This is a genomic window from Methanothermobacter sp. (genome assembly GCF_030055425.1).
Classification (GTDB): domain Archaea; phylum Methanobacteriota; class Methanobacteria; order Methanobacteriales; family Methanothermobacteraceae; genus Methanothermobacter.
In genome coordinates, this window is record NZ_JASFYE010000001.1 from 251,948 (window position 1) to 268,862 (window position 16,915).

General features: G+C 48.7%; 18 protein-coding genes. 12 read left to right on the top strand and 6 right to left on the bottom strand.

All coding sequences use genetic code 11. The features are described from left to right. Positions 1–23: 23 nt before the first annotated feature. The 3 genes from QFX39_RS01400 to eif5A form a co-directional block, all read right to left on the bottom strand. Entirely contained in the window at positions 24–1,256 is a 1,233-nt protein-coding gene (locus QFX39_RS01400; protein WP_300476695.1) for a TIGR00300 family protein, read from the bottom strand. A gap of 102 nt (positions 1,257–1,358) precedes the next feature. Continuing rightward, positions 1,359–2,222 carry an agmatinase gene (gene speB / locus QFX39_RS01405; RefSeq protein ID WP_300476697.1) on the bottom strand — a complete coding sequence of 288 codons (864 nt, stop codon included), beginning with the start codon at positions 2,220–2,222 and terminating at the stop codon, positions 1,359–1,361. A gap of 50 nt (positions 2,223–2,272) precedes the next feature. Next, positions 2,273–2,665 (bottom strand): translation initiation factor IF-5A, encoded by a 393-nt coding sequence (gene eif5A, locus QFX39_RS01410; RefSeq protein WP_300476699.1) that lies wholly within the window; start codon positions 2,663–2,665, stop codon positions 2,273–2,275. A gap of 137 nt (positions 2,666–2,802) precedes the next feature. On the opposite strand from eif5A, the gene QFX39_RS01415 reads away from it, so the two are divergent. The 8 genes from QFX39_RS01415 (at position 2,803) to QFX39_RS01450 (ending at position 10,182) form a co-directional block, all read left to right on the top strand. Beyond that, positions 2,803–3,246: a pyruvoyl-dependent arginine decarboxylase gene (locus tag QFX39_RS01415; RefSeq protein WP_160322678.1), complete on the top strand. Its 444-nt coding sequence runs from the start codon at positions 2,803–2,805 to the stop codon at positions 3,244–3,246. Between the two features lie 18 nt (positions 3,247–3,264). Further along, on the top strand, positions 3,265–4,110 hold the full coding sequence (locus QFX39_RS01420; RefSeq protein WP_300476705.1) for a bifunctional fructose-bisphosphatase/inositol-phosphate phosphatase: 846 nt from the start codon (positions 3,265–3,267) through the stop codon (positions 4,108–4,110). Continuing rightward, positions 4,107–4,958: an NAD(+) kinase gene (locus QFX39_RS01425; RefSeq protein ID WP_300476708.1), complete on the top strand. Its 852-nt coding sequence runs from the start codon at positions 4,107–4,109 to the stop codon at positions 4,956–4,958. The genes QFX39_RS01420 and QFX39_RS01425 overlap by 4 nt, the downstream gene beginning before the upstream one ends. A gap of 116 nt (positions 4,959–5,074) precedes the next feature. Further along, a complete protein-coding gene (gene cfbE, locus QFX39_RS01430) occupies positions 5,075–6,397 on the top strand; it encodes a coenzyme F430 synthase (RefSeq protein ID WP_300476710.1) in 1,323 nt (440 codons plus the stop codon). A gap of 120 nt (positions 6,398–6,517) precedes the next feature. Next, positions 6,518–7,387, top strand: coding sequence for a hydroxymethylbilane synthase (hemC, locus tag QFX39_RS01435; RefSeq protein WP_300476712.1), 870 nt, complete (start codon positions 6,518–6,520; stop codon positions 7,385–7,387). Continuing rightward, entirely contained in the window at positions 7,384–8,340 is a 957-nt protein-coding gene (locus tag QFX39_RS01440) for a Gfo/Idh/MocA family oxidoreductase (RefSeq protein ID WP_300476715.1), read from the top strand. Before hemC ends, QFX39_RS01440 begins: the two co-directional genes overlap by 4 nt. A gap of 10 nt (positions 8,341–8,350) precedes the next feature. Continuing rightward, positions 8,351–8,959: an orotate phosphoribosyltransferase-like protein gene (locus tag QFX39_RS01445; RefSeq protein ID WP_013296081.1), complete on the top strand. Its 609-nt coding sequence runs from the start codon at positions 8,351–8,353 to the stop codon at positions 8,957–8,959. A gap of 377 nt (positions 8,960–9,336) precedes the next feature. Next, entirely contained in the window at positions 9,337–10,182 is an 846-nt protein-coding gene (locus QFX39_RS01450; protein ID WP_300476718.1) for a UbiA family prenyltransferase, read from the top strand. A 12-nt stretch (positions 10,183–10,194) separates the two neighbouring features. On the opposite strand, the gene prf1 is transcribed toward QFX39_RS01450, so the two are convergent. Next, positions 10,195–11,418, bottom strand: coding sequence for a peptide chain release factor aRF-1 (prf1, locus tag QFX39_RS01455; protein WP_300476721.1), 1,224 nt, complete (start codon positions 11,416–11,418; stop codon positions 10,195–10,197). 153 nt (positions 11,419–11,571) lie between these two features. Between prf1 and pyrH the strand changes: the two genes are divergently transcribed. Next, entirely contained in the window at positions 11,572–12,246 is a 675-nt protein-coding gene (gene pyrH, locus QFX39_RS01460) for a UMP kinase (RefSeq protein WP_300476724.1), read from the top strand. 38 nt (positions 12,247–12,284) lie between these two features. After that, positions 12,285–12,473, top strand: a complete 189-nt coding sequence (locus QFX39_RS01465; protein WP_013296085.1) for a DUF2116 family Zn-ribbon domain-containing protein — start codon at positions 12,285–12,287, stop codon at positions 12,471–12,473. Between the two features lie 19 nt (positions 12,474–12,492). Here QFX39_RS01465 and QFX39_RS01470 read toward each other — a convergent pair whose 3' ends face one another. Beyond that, positions 12,493–12,972 carry a DUF308 domain-containing protein gene (locus tag QFX39_RS01470; RefSeq protein WP_300476729.1) on the bottom strand — a complete coding sequence of 160 codons (480 nt, stop codon included), beginning with the start codon at positions 12,970–12,972 and terminating at the stop codon, positions 12,493–12,495. Positions 12,973–13,092: 120 nt separating this feature from the next. Then, positions 13,093–13,869: a sulfite exporter TauE/SafE family protein gene (locus tag QFX39_RS01475; protein WP_300476732.1), complete on the bottom strand. Its 777-nt coding sequence runs from the start codon at positions 13,867–13,869 to the stop codon at positions 13,093–13,095. Between the two features lie 108 nt (positions 13,870–13,977). On the opposite strand from QFX39_RS01475, the gene QFX39_RS01480 reads away from it, so the two are divergent. Together QFX39_RS01480 and QFX39_RS01485 are read left to right on the top strand one after the other, a co-directional pair. Beyond that, positions 13,978–14,961 carry a hypothetical protein gene (locus tag QFX39_RS01480; protein ID WP_300476734.1) on the top strand — a complete coding sequence of 328 codons (984 nt, stop codon included), beginning with the start codon at positions 13,978–13,980 and terminating at the stop codon, positions 14,959–14,961. Positions 14,962–14,973: 12 nt separating this feature from the next. Continuing rightward, positions 14,974–16,728 (top strand): MJ1255/VC2487 family glycosyltransferase, encoded by a 1,755-nt coding sequence (locus QFX39_RS01485; protein ID WP_300476737.1) that lies wholly within the window; start codon positions 14,974–14,976, stop codon positions 16,726–16,728. Positions 16,729–16,915 lie beyond the last annotated feature (187 nt).

A 16,915-nucleotide genomic window follows, 5' to 3' on the forward strand; every position in this document is an offset into this window, starting at 1 on the left:
GCGTTGAGGAAGTTCTCCATCATCTAATCCAGGTTGTTCATCTTTTTTAGTTCATGAAGGAGTATGGGGATGAACGCACCCACATCTGTAACCACGCTCACAGCCTGTGAACTGCCCCTGTCAGAGAGCTTCGTGACGGTTGCCGGGTTTATATCAACGCATATTGTCTTTACACGTGATGGGAGTATGTTGCCAGTGGCTATTGAGTGGAGCATGGTGGCTATCATAATGACCATGTCGAGGTCCTGCACGTACTTCCTCATCTCATTCTGGGCCTCCATGACATCGGTTATGACGTCAGGAAGCGGCCCGTCATCCCTTATTGAACCTGCAAGGACAAATGGCACATCATTCTTTATGCACTCATACATTATCCCTGAAGTGAGGACTCCCTTTTCCACCGCATCCCTTATTGAACCTGCACGGTTTATCTCGTTTATTGCGTTGATGTGGTGCCTGTGACCCCTGCTCACGGCCTCACCCCTCTCAAGGTTAACCCCGAGTGAAGTGCCGTAGAGGGCTGACTCTATATCATGTGTGGCAAGGGCATTGCCTGCAAAGAGCACATCTATAAAGCCCTTGCGTATCATCTCTGCAATCACAGGTGCAGAACCCGTGTGCACGATTGCTGGACCCCCAACCAGACCTATCTTACCCCCTCTCCTTTTAATATCGGTTATCTCAGAGGCTATCTTCTTTATGGTGGTAACAAGGGGTTTTTCACTTGAAACATCGCTGCCCATGAATTCAAATACCCCCTGCTTTCCCCTGGGCCTCTCGGGTGGTACCACCTTTATTCCTTCCCTTCCAACAACAACCAGGTCCCCCTCCCTTATGTCCCTGATGGGTTTGCACCGGGCAGTTTTTGACTTGGGGTCAACGACTATCATGCAGTCCATCTCTATCCCCTCAACCTCCAGCCATTGGCCTCCATGGTAAATGAAGGTCTGATGGTTGGTTGTAGAGTAGAAGTCATCAGGGAGAACCCTGTCCATCGGGGCCCTTTTCAGCTCAACCTCCCTTATCTCTGCTATGGAGGCCCCTATCTCGCTGAGTTCATCCAGGATCTGGTTGAGGAGTGACGGTGTCTTCGCCTCAACCAGTATCCTTGCATGGCTTGGATCAGATTTTCTCTTTCCTATTTCGATTTCAAGTATCTGGAAATCCCCGCCCATATCCATTATTATATCAAGGGCCCTGGGGAGTATGAGACTGTCAATTATGTGACCCCTGAGTTCCACCTCTCGAGTATTCATGATTAACACCACCGGCATTGATAATTAAATGGTTGGCCAACAAAGTATATAAAATCTGCTGGGATCAGAAAGGGAATCCTGTCTTTTAGATGCTTTAAAGAATTATAAAATTGTCAGAAGGTCATAGATTATCTTGGCCGCATTCACAGATGTCTGATCCCCAAAACCAGTTGAGGCAACCTCCACCACATCAAAACCAACCACTTCCTTCCTGGAGAGAACTTCAGCAATATCCTCGAGAACCCATGGCGTGAGACCGCAGGGTGTGGGGTTACCAACGGCTGGTGCATATGCAGGATCAAGTACATCCATGTCAACTGAGATATATACAGGGTCTCTGATACCCTTGAGGGCTTCAGATACAGCCTCAGGGTTTCGCATTACCTCATGGGCCATTATGCATATTATACCGTTCTCCCTTACAAATGCAGCCTCATGAGCTGATGCCGACCGGACTCCGATCTGTATGACCTCTGCCCCGATTTCATGAACGCGCCTCATGACTGTTGCATGTGAGTACCTCTCGCCTGCATAGCGATCTGCCATATCCATATGTGCATCGAGGTGGATAACCACTGGGGCTCCATCCCGGGATGTGAGTTCCTCGACCACAGGGAGTGTAACTGTGTGCTCACCGCCGAGGGTGATGGGTTTGAGGCCCAGATCCAGCACCCCACCTATGGAGTCACCTATGAACTCTGCGGTTCTCTGGAAATTACCCGGCACCACATCCACGTCACCGAAGTCGAAGCATTTAACGCCTGGCTCTCCTGAAAACCTGAGGTTATATGATTCAAAGCTGTAGGATGCCTCCCTCACCGCCAGGGGGCCGAAGCGTGTCCCTGGAACATAGGTGGTTGTGGAATCAAAGGGGACCCCCAGTATTCCAAATGAAAGTTCAGGTATCCTCTCAGGGTCCGTTGTTGAAAAAGCAAATTTTAGGGGGTCTTCTGTATGTAAAAGCATTCAGATCAAAAACCTGATTTTATCAGATTGTAAAAAAGGAGTTTGTGGGATTATCCCTTGGTCCTCATGAGTTTCCTCTGACCGAGGGCCTCTATGTATTCCACCTCAATACCCTCAACCAGCTGGTCGCTCAGTTCATCAGGTATGGGTGTTTCAAAGGTCTCATAGGTTTCAAGGTCCATCAGCTGGACATCTCCCCCCATTATGGCAAGGACCTGAGCTGTCCTCTTGTCGATTATTGGTATGTCAACCTTTGAGTCAACAGGCTTAACAAAGCTCCTCTTCTGGTTGTCAAAGATCCCAACAGCCTCAACACGGGCCTTTGCTGATCCATGCTTGCCCGGAGATGATGTTGAGATGTTTGTAATCTTTGATGCCTCACCATCAATGATCACGTACTTTCCAACCTTAAGTGTCTTAACTTCAACCACTTTCTTTGACATTAATCTTACCTCCTGTTAGAATGAGTGATATGAGACAGATGTATATCTATTAATCTGGTGCACATATATAAAAGCTTTATAGGAATCAGTACCTTTGAATTGTGTGATTGAATTGAATCTGATAAGAAGTGATTGAGATGAAGGTTGCTATAACATCAGGTAGCTCTGAAGGGCCCACCAGGCTCAATGCCTTTGACAATGCACTCCTTGAAGCTGGAATAGGTGACGTGAACCTCATAAAGGTTTCAAGCATACTCCCCCATGCCACGAAAATAGTTGAACTTCCACCCCTTGAACCAGGGTCCATGGTGAACTGTGTGCTCTCATATAAAATATCAGATACTCCCGGTGACCTCATATCCGCCGCCATAGCAGCTGCAACTTCAGATGAGTTCGGATGTGTCGTTGAGAACTCTGCGGTTAACAGAAAACCTGAGGATGTGAGGGAAGAGGCCATCTCAATGGTCAGATACATGATGTCTGTGAGGGGACTTGAAATAAATGAATTAATAGTAGAAGAAACAAACCATGTTGTTGAAGAGTGTGGGGCTGCTGTATCAGCGCTCATCTACCTTGATTGAACTCAAGAAGGGGGTTGAATGGAAGAATCAGACATCTACTACTGGAAGAGCATCGCAGTTAAAATGGCCGAGCAGGTTGAAAAGGCTGTTGCTCCCCTTGTAGGAACTCCAGATGCCGGGGAGATAATCAAGATGGGGGCCGATGGAACACCCACAAAACTCATAGACCTGGTGGCGGAGGATGAGGCCATAGGTGTGCTTGAGAACACCGATCGGCCAGTCACCATAATAAGTGAGGAGATCGGTATTCTCCACATAAACCAGGAGCCCCCTGATGAACCCAGAATAATCTTCGTTGTGGACCCCCTTGATGGTACAAGCAATGCCATAAGAAACATACCCTTCTACGGGATCTCTGTGGCTGTTGCGGAATATATCCCTGGAGGCGACCTCCCCTCCCTCAACAATGTCGTTATGGGTTTCGTGAAGAACTTTGCAACTGGAGACCTTTACTGGGCAATAAGGGGTCACGGAGCCTTTTTGAATGATAAAAAAATCTGCGCATCAAGCCAGAGCTCCCTGAATCGGACTTCACTGGGGGCATTCATCTACGGCACGAGATTCCGGAGGGTTGATAGCATCTGCAGGGTGATCCGCCGGATGCGCATTCTGGGCTCCGTGGCCCTAGAACTCGCATATGTTGCAAGCGGATCATATGATGCCTTCATGGACCTGAGGGAGAATCTGCGAATAGTCGACATAGCCGCATCCAAGCTCATCGTGGAGGAGGCAGGTGGTGTGGTGACAAATGAGAGGGGTGAATCAATAGACGGTCTCCTAAATGTCAAGGCAAGGACCTCACTTATCGCTGCAGGGAACATGGAACTCCACAAAAAGATAATGCAGACCCTGGAGGTCATATGATGCGTATAGGTATAATAGCCCGCTTTGATGTGCCTGAAGCCGTTGAACTTGCAGGTAAGGTGGCCTCATTCCTTCTGAACAGGGGTGTTGAGCTTAGCGTTGACCTCAAGATCACAGAGGAACTTCCTGAGCTCCGTGAATACGGAAAGGACATCAGGGACATGGAGGTCGACATGATACTGACCATTGGGGGGGACGGGACAATACTCCGCACCCAGAGCCTCATAGAGGGTAAGGAGATACCGATACTTGGAATAAACATGGGCACGGTCGGTTTCCTCACGGAGGTCGACCCTGAAAATGTCTTCTCGGCCCTGGAGGATGTTCTTATTGGCAACTATGCTGTTGAGAGGAGAACCCTCCTCAGCGTGTACCATAACGGTGAACTTCCATCAGCCCTCAATGAGGTTGTTATGATGACAAGGAAGCCCGCCAAGATGCTCCATATAGAGATATCTGTTGACGATGAGGTGGTCGAGGAGCTCAGGGCGGATGGTATAATCATAGCAACACCCAGCGGTTCAACAGCCTATTCCATGTCCGCTGGGGGTCCGATAGTGGATCCCCGTGTGGAGGCCTTTCTTATAGTCCCTATCTGCCCCTTCAAGCTCAGCGCCAGGCCACTGGTTGTCTCCAATAAAAGCGTCATCAGGGTCAAGCTCCTGAGGAAGGGCAAAAAGGCCATCGCGGTGATTGATGGGCAGTACGAGGAGGAGATCAACCACATGGAGGAGGTTGTATTCAAAAAGTCAGATCACTGCGCCCACTTTGTAAGGCTCAGTAAGGACTTCTACAGGAAGGTGCGTGAGAAGCTAATAGAGGGGGGTATAGACTCAATAAAGAGTTAAAGCTGATTCTAAAGGCCTTTGTGGTCCCAATAGTTAACCAAAGCCATTTAACTGGACTAATGTTATACAGATGACCAGAGATCTGAAAAACATCTCAAAACCAAAAGGTTATACAGATGACCAGAGATCTGAAAAACATCTCAAAACCCCTTGTTGTTGACCTCACACATGGTGGAGTTACCATTGCCCGTGAACTGAAAAAAATATCGGGCCATGTCCTGGCATGGGACATATACGGGACACTGAAGAGCTCTGACCATGAAATGCTCCTTGAAATGGGCATCGATGAGGTCGATGGTCCCGTTACTGGATCCACTGTAATAGCGCCTGTCCACTGCCCGGTTAAAGCGGATATAACCCATCATGAGATAACAGGCTTTCTGCTGGGCCCCTGGAAGGAAGCACGTGGGATACCCGTGGTTGAGGTTACGGGGGTTAAGGGTAAGACCAACACGGTATGGATACTCAGAAAGATCATGGAGAACCTGAACCCTCTCATCCTGAGCAGCCTGGGGTCCTATGCGGGTTCTGAACTCCTGAAGAGGGATATAAGTATAACCCCTGCCAGTATGATTGAGACCGTGAAAGTCGCCGGTCCCCGTGATTATGGTTCAGCCATCTTTGAGGTTTCCCTTGGTGGCACGGGGCTTGCAGATGTGGGTGTGCTGACAAATATAGCCGAGGACTACAACATAAGAAGGGGCACATCAAGGGCCAGTTCCGCCAAGAGGCAGATATTCAAAAGCAGAATGGTCTGCTGCGACCTTCAGGCATTCAACAGGTACTACCGGAATTTTGGGGATAAAACAAACACATTCTCGGTTGACGCCGGTGCCAGTGTCCATGCCACCGATATAAGGTACGGCCTTGATTCCACGGTGGCCAGTGTCAGTGTGGAGGGCCTTAAAACCATTGATGGTGACCGGATCAACACAGAGTTTGGAATTGAAACATTTGCACCTGCAGAGCATCACCTATCAAACGTCCTTGCCGCAGTCAGCGCCGCACTTACACTTAACCTTGATGTGAATGACATCCAGCAGGGGGTTAAGGACTTCCAGGGGATACCTGGCCGCACATCAATCAGAAAAGTGGATGGCACCTGCATAATAGAGGAGGTGAACCCTGGTCTGAATGTGAAGGCCGTCGAGTACACACTGAAAATGGCAGAGAACCTCCCTGACCCTGCAGTGATAATAGGTGGAAGATACGGGGTTACCTGTGAGGATATAGATGAGGACAGACTCTCTGGAGTTCTCAGAGAATTCAGTGACCTCAACATCATGTTCACTGATGAAGTGGGGTACAGTATAATGAGAAAAACCCATAAAAACAGCCCCTACTTTAAGTCCCCGGATGATGCCCTGAAGGCTGCCCTTGAACATGAAAACGTGATCCTGATTTACAGGTCAGAGTACCGTGACCTCTCAAGAAGATGATAAGTAACGCAGTGTATGTAGTCAGAAATTGGATTTTTTTAATAACCGTGACTTTTTAAAAACTTATAAATAGGATGCCATAAATTTTTCAAGTGATTAACGTTTACTGGAGATGATTCATTGATAGCTGGAACAAGGGGGAGTCGCCTTGCACTGGTACAGACGGACCATGTCATTGATATGCTCAGCGAAATCTGCGATGAAAAAATCGAAAGAAGGATCATAAAGACAAAGGGTGACAGGATAAAGGATTCCCAGCTTTACAGTATAGACTCAAGGGGCCTCTTCACAAGGGAACTTGACATAGCAGTCCTTGAGGAGGAGGTTGACCTTGCTGTCCACAGCCTCAAGGACGTCCCCAGTGACCTTGACCCTGAACTCGTGATTGCAGCTGTTCCCCCAAGGGAATCCCCCAATGAGGTTCTTGTATCCCGTTTTGACTGGGATGAGCTTCCCCCCGGTGCTAAACTTGGAACAAGCAGTCTCCGGAGGGAGGCATTCTGCAATCATCACCAAAAAAATTTTAAGATGGAGCCCCTAAGAGGAAATATAGATACGAGGATAAGAAAGGTGATGGAAGGGGAGGTCCATGCGACCATAATGGCCGAGGCGGGTTTAAAGCGTCTCGGACTAGAAAATTACATTAAAAAAAGATTCACGCTGGAATACTTCACGCCCGCCGCTGGGCAGGGGGCCCTGGCGGTTATAACAAGAAGAGACAGTGAATTGAGGAAATCAATTGAGAGGATAACCCATTACCCATCCCAGCAGGAGGTCACAGCCGAAAAGGCTCTCCTCCTGGAACTGGGTGCCGGGTGCCAGTGCCCACTTGGGGTTATAGCAAGGGCCTCCAGTGGAGAGATCAATCTCTACGCTGTTCTTCTAACAAGAGATGGTGAGATACTCAAAAGAGTCAATATTAAAGGATCTCTTGACAAAGCAGAGGATATCGGTAAAAAAGCTGCCAAAGAAATGGAGGATTATATTTGAGAAAGATAAATGTGGGTGTAATCGGCGTTGGAGCCATGGGTTACAACCATGCCAGGGTTTACTACCGACTTAAAAATGCGAATCTTATGGCCGTATCCGACATAATGAAGGGAACACTCCAGAAGGTTGCCAACAAGTACGATGCTGTCGGGTATGTGGATTACGAGAACCTCCTTGAGATACCGGAGATAGAGGTAGTCAGTGTCTGCGTGCCAACCACCCACCATTACCGTGTGGTCATGGACGCCCTCGAACACGATAAACACGTTCTTGTGGAAAAGCCCATTGCATTCACACTTGAAGAGGCCAAGGAGATGGTGAAAACAGCCCGCAGGAAGGGTTTGAAGCTGGGGACAGGTCATGTTGAAAGGTTCAACCCTGCTGTCCAGAAGGCGAAGGAGTTAATTGAGAATGATGTGATAGGGGACGTGGTTTCCGCATCTGCAAAGAGGGTAGGGCCATTCCCCCCAAGGATAAAGGACGTTGGTGTCACCATTGACCTGGCGATACATGACCTTGATGTCATGCACTACCTCTTCAGTGAACCCGTGGCAGAGGTGTACGCGGTCATGGGGAGCATACTCGAGAAGTGTGAGTATGAGGACCATGCAGAGATAATGACAAAGTTCAGAAGTGGGATCACAGGGATGCTTGAGGTTAACTGGCTAACCCCCTACAAGAGGAGGAAGCTCGCCATCACAGGAACAGATGGTATAATAAACGTTGACTATATCGATCAGAAACTGGATGTGTACGGAAAGTTCGCCCAGGACATCCAGATCAAACATGAGGAACCCCTCAGGAATGAAATCAAATCTTTCCTCTCATCGGTTATCAACGATGAGGAGCCTGAGATAAGCGGTGAGGACGGCATATACGCCCTCAGAACTGTACTTGCAGCCATGAAATCTGCGAGGGAACACAGGCCCGTGAAACTTAACGGTGATATTTGAGGTGCTTGTAATGGAAAATGAACTTATAAAGAAGGCCAGGGAACTGAGGAAAAGGGGTTTTACGACAGGGGAAATTGCAGATGAACTGAACGTATCAAAGGATACTGCCAGGTGGCTGACGCTTCAGACCGCCAGTTCAGTTTCCCCGAAAGAGGTCCCTGTGGATTTTGCCATTAACTGGGAGAGCCTCGGCGGCAGTTCATCCCGTATGAGGTATGTTTCGGCTGCAATGGCAGACATGGCACTAAAGTACGGTGTTGCAGATGTTGTGCTTGGTATAGCTATAAGCGGCATACCATTCGCCACCCTCATGGCAGATGTTATGGGGGCTGAGACAGGTCTTGAAACATCCCTTGCCGTTTTCCACCCTGTGAAACACCGGAAGGATGAGGGGGCAGAGGGCGCCATAAGCAGCAACTTTGCAAAGGTGAAGGGCAAGAGGGTTGTGGTTGTCGATGATGTGATAACCAGCGGGAGGACCATAGGTGAGGTTGTAAGGGTCCTCAGGGAGCAGGGAGCCAAACCCCTGGCGGTCACAGTCCTCATAGATAAGAAGGGGATCTCTGAGGTTGATGGTGTGCCGGTCGAGTCACTCATAAGGGTCAGCAGGCTTGGCTGATAACCACTCCAATCTCATTTATCCCAAACCTGACCTAATCATCCTGACTTTTCTTATTCTCTGAAAGTCTGAGATTTTATCCTGAAAACCTTTTCTTGGTTTTTCTGCCCGTTTAACCTTTTAAATGGTTTTAAACCTCAGAATATCATCCCATCCAGTCAAATGTGTCCTTCAGGCACCTGTATACTCAACTCCATTTTTTAGATGAATTCAGCGATCTCCCTGGCGCTGGCTGGCGGATCAGATGATTGATTAAAAGATTACCACAATATCATCCAATTTTGAATTACCTTTTCAGATAAAATTGGTAGATATCGATAAGATTTCATTTAAACATAGTTAATACTATGTCAGGTCATTTATATGAAACCGGTTTTTTGAAAAATGTCAAAATTTTAAGGGAAATTTTTTCTGCCCTGAAAAACCTTTTCGTCCATGGTGGAATTCTTCCGGCGCTCTGGGGGCCATCACTTCTTCTGGCATCCTGCGCCCTTCTTGAAGGACATTGCAGACCCATAACCGCATTGATATCTTTTACGCTTCCCCTAACAGTGTACGCCTACGACTACCTTGCAGACTCCAGAGTGGATTCCCTCACAGACCCCCGGAGATCCCGTTTCAGCGAGCGGTGGGGTAAATCGATTATTGCATCATGTGTAGTCACACTTATCGTGCTGCTTGGCATATGCAGGGACCCTCTCATGACAGGTCTCACCGTGGTTCTTCTGATAGCGGGGATCCTCTATACAGGATTCTTCAAGAACCTCACAAGAAGAATCACAGGCTTTAAAAACATCTACCTGGGCCTCATATGGAGTTCATGGGCCATTATACCCGTAGCTCCCCATGCCCTCACAGCATCGCACCTCGTGGTGTTCACATTCATTTTTCTGAAGGTATACGTGAACACCGCCTTCAGTGACTATAAGGACGTTGAATCAGACAGGCTGCAGGGACTCAGAACACTCCCTGCAGTTTACGGTGAAAATGGAAGTTCAGTTATCCTGCAGGTTATAAACGCCTCTGGAGCGGTTGTTCTGTGTGCAGGTATCATCCTTGGACCTGTGCCTGGTACTGGTGTTGCTGCGGTGATCCTTGCCATCTACACTGGACTTTACCTGCACCTGAAGGGGGAGATGGATATAAAAAGAGCCACACTCATTGCGGACCTGGAGGGTCCCCTTCACCTGATACTTATCCTGGGATCCTTAAGGTTCCATTAACCCTCTGAATGCTCAGGGACGGTATCTCAGTATTGCCCCTATACCCCCAAAGGCCCTCAGGAGCTGCATACCCTCCTCTGTCTCTGTTGATATGATCTCAACCTCGGTTCCAACCTCCTCGGCCATCTCAACCAGGTCATCGATCATATCCCTCCTGTCTGAGAGCCTCATCTGATCGTTGCAGGATGGACAGGTTTCGGTGTCCGGTAGATCCTTACCTGTCTTCTCCATGCTGTGACCGCATGATGCGCACTCATAGGTTCCCCTCTGGTATTTAAGGTCCTCTGAGAGAAGGAGAACCTCAACTGCACCCATCTGGAGGTGCTGGCGAACCTCCCTCTCACCATAGGATGCAAGTCCCTCCTCATTTATGAGTTCCCTCAGGAAGCGCTGAACCAGTTTCTTCTCCCTCATCACATCAATTTCACTCAGGACGTCCATGGACTTGTCGATGACCTCCCTGATACCGAATTCCCCTGTGTATGAGGTGTCCACGGTGGTTATAACCTTCTTTTTGAGTTCATGGTGAAGGTAGTCCCCGTTGAGGAACTCCTCCTTGGTGTGGCCAGGGCCCCCGAGGATGATGCCCTTGAGGTCCTCTATCTGGAGGAAGGCCTCGTTCATGTGCTCACCTATCCTCTTGAGGAACTCGTGGGCTGCCAGGTCTATGAGGCGGTCGAACCTCCTCTGGGACTGACCACCTGCCTTGTGCTTACCTGGGACCCCACTTGTGAGGGTCTTGAGGATGTCTATCCTCTTACCCCTGAGGGTTGCGATGGTCGCCTCCTTCCTGTCAAGTACAGCCAGACCATAGGTTTCCTTCTCCTCAAGCATCTCCCTGAGGGGTTCAAGGTAGAACTCTGAGTTGCAGTGGTATATGTAGGTCTTTATGGGTTCAGGTGGCTCGAAGACGTAGGTTTCCATCTTCTCTGTACCGGGGCCTCCCCTGGGAACCATTCCCACGAACATCACGAGGCCCTTCTCAGGTGGTCTCGGGAAAAGCTTCAGCCTCTGCATTATAACCTCAATTGCTGACTGCACATTCTTCTTGGTCTGCTTGCTCTTGATGTTGGCGCTCTGGCTCAGCTCCTCCCGCATATGCTTTGCAACGTCACTGATCTGCCTGTCAGGGGGTATGTACACTGATACAAGTTCCGTCCCCCTTCCCCTCTTATCTGAGAGTTCCTGGAGGGTTCTCTTGAATTCGAAAAGCTCCTTTGATGATGGTTCACTCACTATGAATCACTCCTCATGAAAATGATAAAATAAACTGTAACTGTATATGGGGCGGGGTAATTATAAAGTTTACTGGATATCGGGAGAAAAGATATAAGTGGATTCAGCCATAACTGGAAAGGAAGAGTCAACTAATTTTCACGGTGGATCGTTATGAGAATTGTTATTACCATTGGAGGATCAATCCTTATAAGTGAATTCACAGATGAAATGTTCAGGGCATACGCCGATATTCTGAATTCACTGAGGAATGAACATGAACTTTTCGTGGTTGTGGGTGGTGGAAGGCCTGCCCGTGATTACATAGGGGTTGCAAGGAAACTGGGGGCGGGTGAGGCCCAGTGCGATGATATAGGAATCGATGTCACAAGGTTGAATGCAAGGATCCTGATAACAGCCCTGGGTGAAAGTGCGTACCCATCTGTACCTGAAAACTTCAGGGAGGCCGTCAGGTTTGCAGCGTCGGGCAGAATAGTTGTGATGGGTGGTACAGAGCCTGCCCACAGCACCGACGCAGTTGGGGCGATACTGGCTGAAACAGTTGGGGCCGACCTCATGATAAACCTCACATCGGTTGACGGTTTCTATGACAGGGACCCCCGGAGGTACCCAGATGCAAGGTTCTACCCCGAGATCAGCGCCAGTGATATGCTGGAGCACCTCAGTGAATCCGGTGTTAAGGCCGGTACCTACGAGTTTTTTGACCATACAGCCCTGAAGATGATAAAGAGGTCAGGGATAAAGACCATCATAGCCAATGGCAGTGACCCTGAGAACCTTCTGAGGGCAATCGATGGTAGGGTAGGAACCACTGTTATCCCTGAATGAATGTTGAAGATTAAATTCAAAAAATGGAGGTAAAGAGAATGGTTGAACCGCACAAGCACTGTCCTGTATGCAGCACCCCCATACCCATGGATGAGGTAACCTGTTCAGAGAGGTGCCAGGAGATCCTATCAAAGAATCAGCAGAGGGTGAGAAGAACAAGGACAATCTTCTACCTTGTATTCGCACTTTTCATTGTGGTGTGGGTTGTGCTCTCCATAAAAAGGTAGCTGATTTTATTCGGGTGGCTCACGGTGACCTCAGCACCGCCACCCCATAAACAACAAGTATAAGACCAACTGCGACACCCACGAAGGCAGGGTTGAATGAGAGCGCCCCCATAAGGATGTATATGACCCCCAGGATGGCGCTGATTATACCAGCATTTCTTTTCAGGTAACTCTGGGAGCCCGCTGCAAGTATCAGTATCGCCGCAACAAGCAGGAGGATGCCTGTAACGTAAAGCCAGACCCCGGCAAGCTGATTTATGAGGAAGACCCTGAATACAAGCATGAGGCCGACTGCAAGGGTTATAACTGCAAATATCATCCAGAGTATCCCCACCTCCATGTACCTCCTGGCCATGATGGCATTTGCAAGCATCCACACACCAAGGCCCGAGAGCACAAGACCCGTAAGTATGCTTATGGCTGTTACACCTGAGATCGGAGATACAAGAAATACAATACCGAGAATAACCGAGAGGAGACCCATCCATTTTTTCAGCATCATCTCACCGGTCTGTTATTATGTTCATCTGATTTTATATATTTTATGAAATTTTGCCGGATTTTTACATAAACCTCAGGATCATCCTGAATTCCGTAGCAAGTAGAAAGCCATGTAAACCTAAAGGATCATCCTGAAGCCCGTGATAAGAAGCAGGACTATAAAAAGGTACCTTATGTACCTCACGTCAATCCTGTGGGCCGCCATAACACCAAGACGTGAGGCCGGGACACTCATGAATGCAATGGCCGTGAACTGGACCAGGTTAACATATCCCACAGAAAACTGGCCCCCCGGTCCGCTCAGGAGATAGGAGAGTGTACCCGATGCTGCGGTCATCGCAATCACAACCGAGGATGTCCCGACAGCTTCAAGAACATCGAAACCTCCAACCAGCACGAGGAGTGGTACGAGAACAACCCCTCCACCGATGCCAAGGAGACCTGAGAGGAAACCGGCGATGAAGCCCAGTGAAATGGCGGCATTCCTCTTCCCATGGGAGGGTGAAATCCTGGACGAGAGGAGGAGCTGCAGTGAAACAAGGATCAGGAGCAAACCGAATACCGCCCTTAGAACCCCCGCAGGTGATGAGGTGGCAGTCAGAACCCCCAGGATGCTCCCGCATACACCGAGAGCCCCCATGGGTATGGCCATGCCTGCATCAACACAGCCCCTCCTGTAATGTGAGTAAGCCCCTGTGAGGGCAGCTGGGAGAATAACTGCAAGGCTGGTTGCAAAGGCCGTTCTTATTGCTATATCCTCTGGTGTGCCTGAGGACTCCATTAAAAAGAAGAGCACCGGCGCTATTATGAAGCCTCCCCCGACACCCAGAAGGCCCGTTGCAAGTCCTGCCACGATACCTGTGAGAAGAAGTGCCGCAATATAGACTGGATCCATCTTATAACCTGAGGTGTTCAATCATCAATCATTACCACGATTAATTTATAAGTGACAAGATCCATATCTCTCCCTGCTAATTAAATTAATTTCTTCTGGTGAGTAACTTTGAGATCAGACAGGTTCATGGCAGCCGGCATAATCTTCATTGCACTGGCAATCACACTCTTCACCACAGACATCCTCGACCCCATAATAACACCATTCACACACGTATTCCTCATGGGCTCCTCAGAGGGCAAGGATGTGATATTCTTCACCATAATGGGTACCATGTTCCTCCTTGCACCCCTCTTCAGGGAGGGTGGAATTTTTGGCCCTGAATGCCTCGATAAGAACACCTACCTCTACATCTCGGCGATCTTTGCATTTGCAACATACCTAACGGGCCTTGCAGTCGAATTGGCACTCCGCCTTCAAATGGGGGTATCACCATTCACGACCTTCATATCAATGAGTCCGGCTGCCTCAACGAGCCTGACCCATTCCCATGTATTCAAGGCAAGCCTCAGTCCCCTCACCGGGCTTGTGGTGCCTGCCTCATCAGGCATCCATACGGGTTCATCACTGGCAGGTCACATCCCATTCCTTCTGCCGGTTACAATCATCTCAATCACACTGATATACATCCTTGGGCTTCTCTCAACTGGGGACAGAAGGGATTTCCATGTGGCGATAGTCATATTCGCCACAGCATCAACAATAATAGGTATAATAGACGGGGGACTCCTCTCAACCCCCGCACTTGTCGGGCTATCCGGGATTATAGGTATGAGCGCCCTCAGGGTTCCCTTCAGCCCAGGGAACCTTAAAATCCCGGCCCTCATAATAGCCTCACTGGTGGTTCTGAGGGTGCTCCTTGGAATCATGGGGTCAGTGACCGGGTACTATGAGGTCACCATCCTTGAGCCATCAGGTACCCCCAGCTTTGAGGGGCTTCATGTTCTCTCAGAGGAGAGAAAGGGTGATAGGCTGGTACTGAAACTTTCACCGGATCAGAACGAGATGGTGCTCCTTGATAGGTTAACCCGCCGCCTTGATGGCAGATGCAGCGGGTTCTTCATGACATGGAACTTCTTTTCATTCTTCTGAAGGAGGATAAGGATGAAGCTCAGTATAATCATACCGACATACAATGAGGAGGAATATCTGCCGGCTCTGCTTGAGAGCATAAGTGAACAGGACTTCACAGACTACGAGGTTATAGTTGCAGATGCAGACTCTGAGGATAACACGAGAAAAATTGCAGAGAAGTACGGCTGCAGGGTGGTTGAGGGGGGTATGCCCGCGGTCGGTAGAAACCGGGGGGCTGAGGTCGCCAGGGGAGAACTCCTCCTCTTTCTGGACGCCGACCTTGTCCTCACCGACGGGTACCTCAGGGATGCTGTGGAGGAATTCGAATCAGAGGACCTGGGAATCGCCATAACCCAGATGATACCCCTCTCAACCAGAAGGCGTGACAAGATACTCCACGAATTCGCAAACAGATTCATGATACTTGTTGAATCCATTAAACCCCATGGGGCGGGCTGCTATGGAATAATCACCCGTAAGGAACTTCATGAAAAGGTTGGTGGTTTCGACGAATCCCTTGACTTTGGGGAGGATACCGACTACATTGAGCGCATAGGTAAGATAAGCAGGTTCAGGGTTCTGAGGAAGCCAAGGGTTCTGGTATCCATAAGGAGGCTTGAAAAGGAGGGCCTCAGGAACCTGGCATTCAAGTACACAAAGAGCACGATATATGACTTCATGGGAAAGAAGGTGAGTGCAGGTGACCTCAAATACGAATTCGGGCACTCCAAGAGGAAGAGGGTTCTCTACTCTGTCTGCGGTGAGGGGATGGGACACGCCATAAGGAGTGGAGTGATCCTGGATAAGCTCACAGAGGACCATGATGTCCTCATATTTGCAAGCGACCGTGCCTACAGTTACCTGAGCAGCAAATTCGATAACGTCCATGAAATATACGGCTTCAACACTGTATATGAGGATAACAGTGTAAATGACATCAAAACATTCGTAAAGGCCATGAAAACATTCCCCAGGGACCTCAAGGAGAACCTCAAACTCCTCTACAGGATAGCGAAAGATTTCAGGCCGGATGTTGTTGTGTCTGACTTCGAGTTCTATGCCAGTGTGATAAGCAACATGCTCAGGATACCCCTAATAAGCATAGACAACATGCACGTCATAACCCAGTGCAGGATAGAGTACCCTGAGAAATTCAGGCGGGACAAGATCAAGGCCGCGGCTGTTGTGAGATCATTCATTGTGAGGCCCAGGCGATATCTAATAACCAGTTACTTCTTCCCTGAGGTTAAAAATCCCGAGAAGGTATCCATGTATCCCCCTGTCCTGAGGGAGGATATAATGAACCTTGATCCTTACTATGGGGACCATGTGCTGGTCTACCAGACGAGCAGATCAAACAGGAGGCTCATTGAAATCCTGAAGAGCCTGGACAGGAAATTCATCGTATACGGCTTTGACAGGGATGAAGTGGATGGAAACCTCACCTTCAGGAAATTCAATGAGGACCAGTTTTTCAGGGACTTTGAGTCTGCAGCTGCGGTTATAACAAACGGGGGCTTCACTCTGATAAGTGAGGCCCTCTACCTGCGAAAGCCAGTCTACAGTGTTCCTGTTAAGGGACAGTTCGAACAGATACTCAACGCGGTGTACCTTGAGAAGCTGGGCTACGGCGAATTCCATGAGGAGACAGAAAGGGAGACTCTTGAGGGGTTCCTTGGGCGACTTGACATCTACAGACGGAACCTTGAGGACTATGATGGGGGTAAAAACGAGATAATAGATGCACTTAAGAGGGCAATAGATGAATGTTCAAGGGGATGTTAAACTGCAGAACCGTTCCTGAAGGTTCTTTAGCCGTTTTTCTTATTTTTAAGTTCTGAACCGATAAATTTGAAAAAAATAGAATTTTAATGTCTATGAAAATCCATGATTTCAGAACTGGTATGCGGAATATAAAGAAAATCTATTCTGAATTTCACAAAAAACAACAATAAGAAATATCCTGATAAAA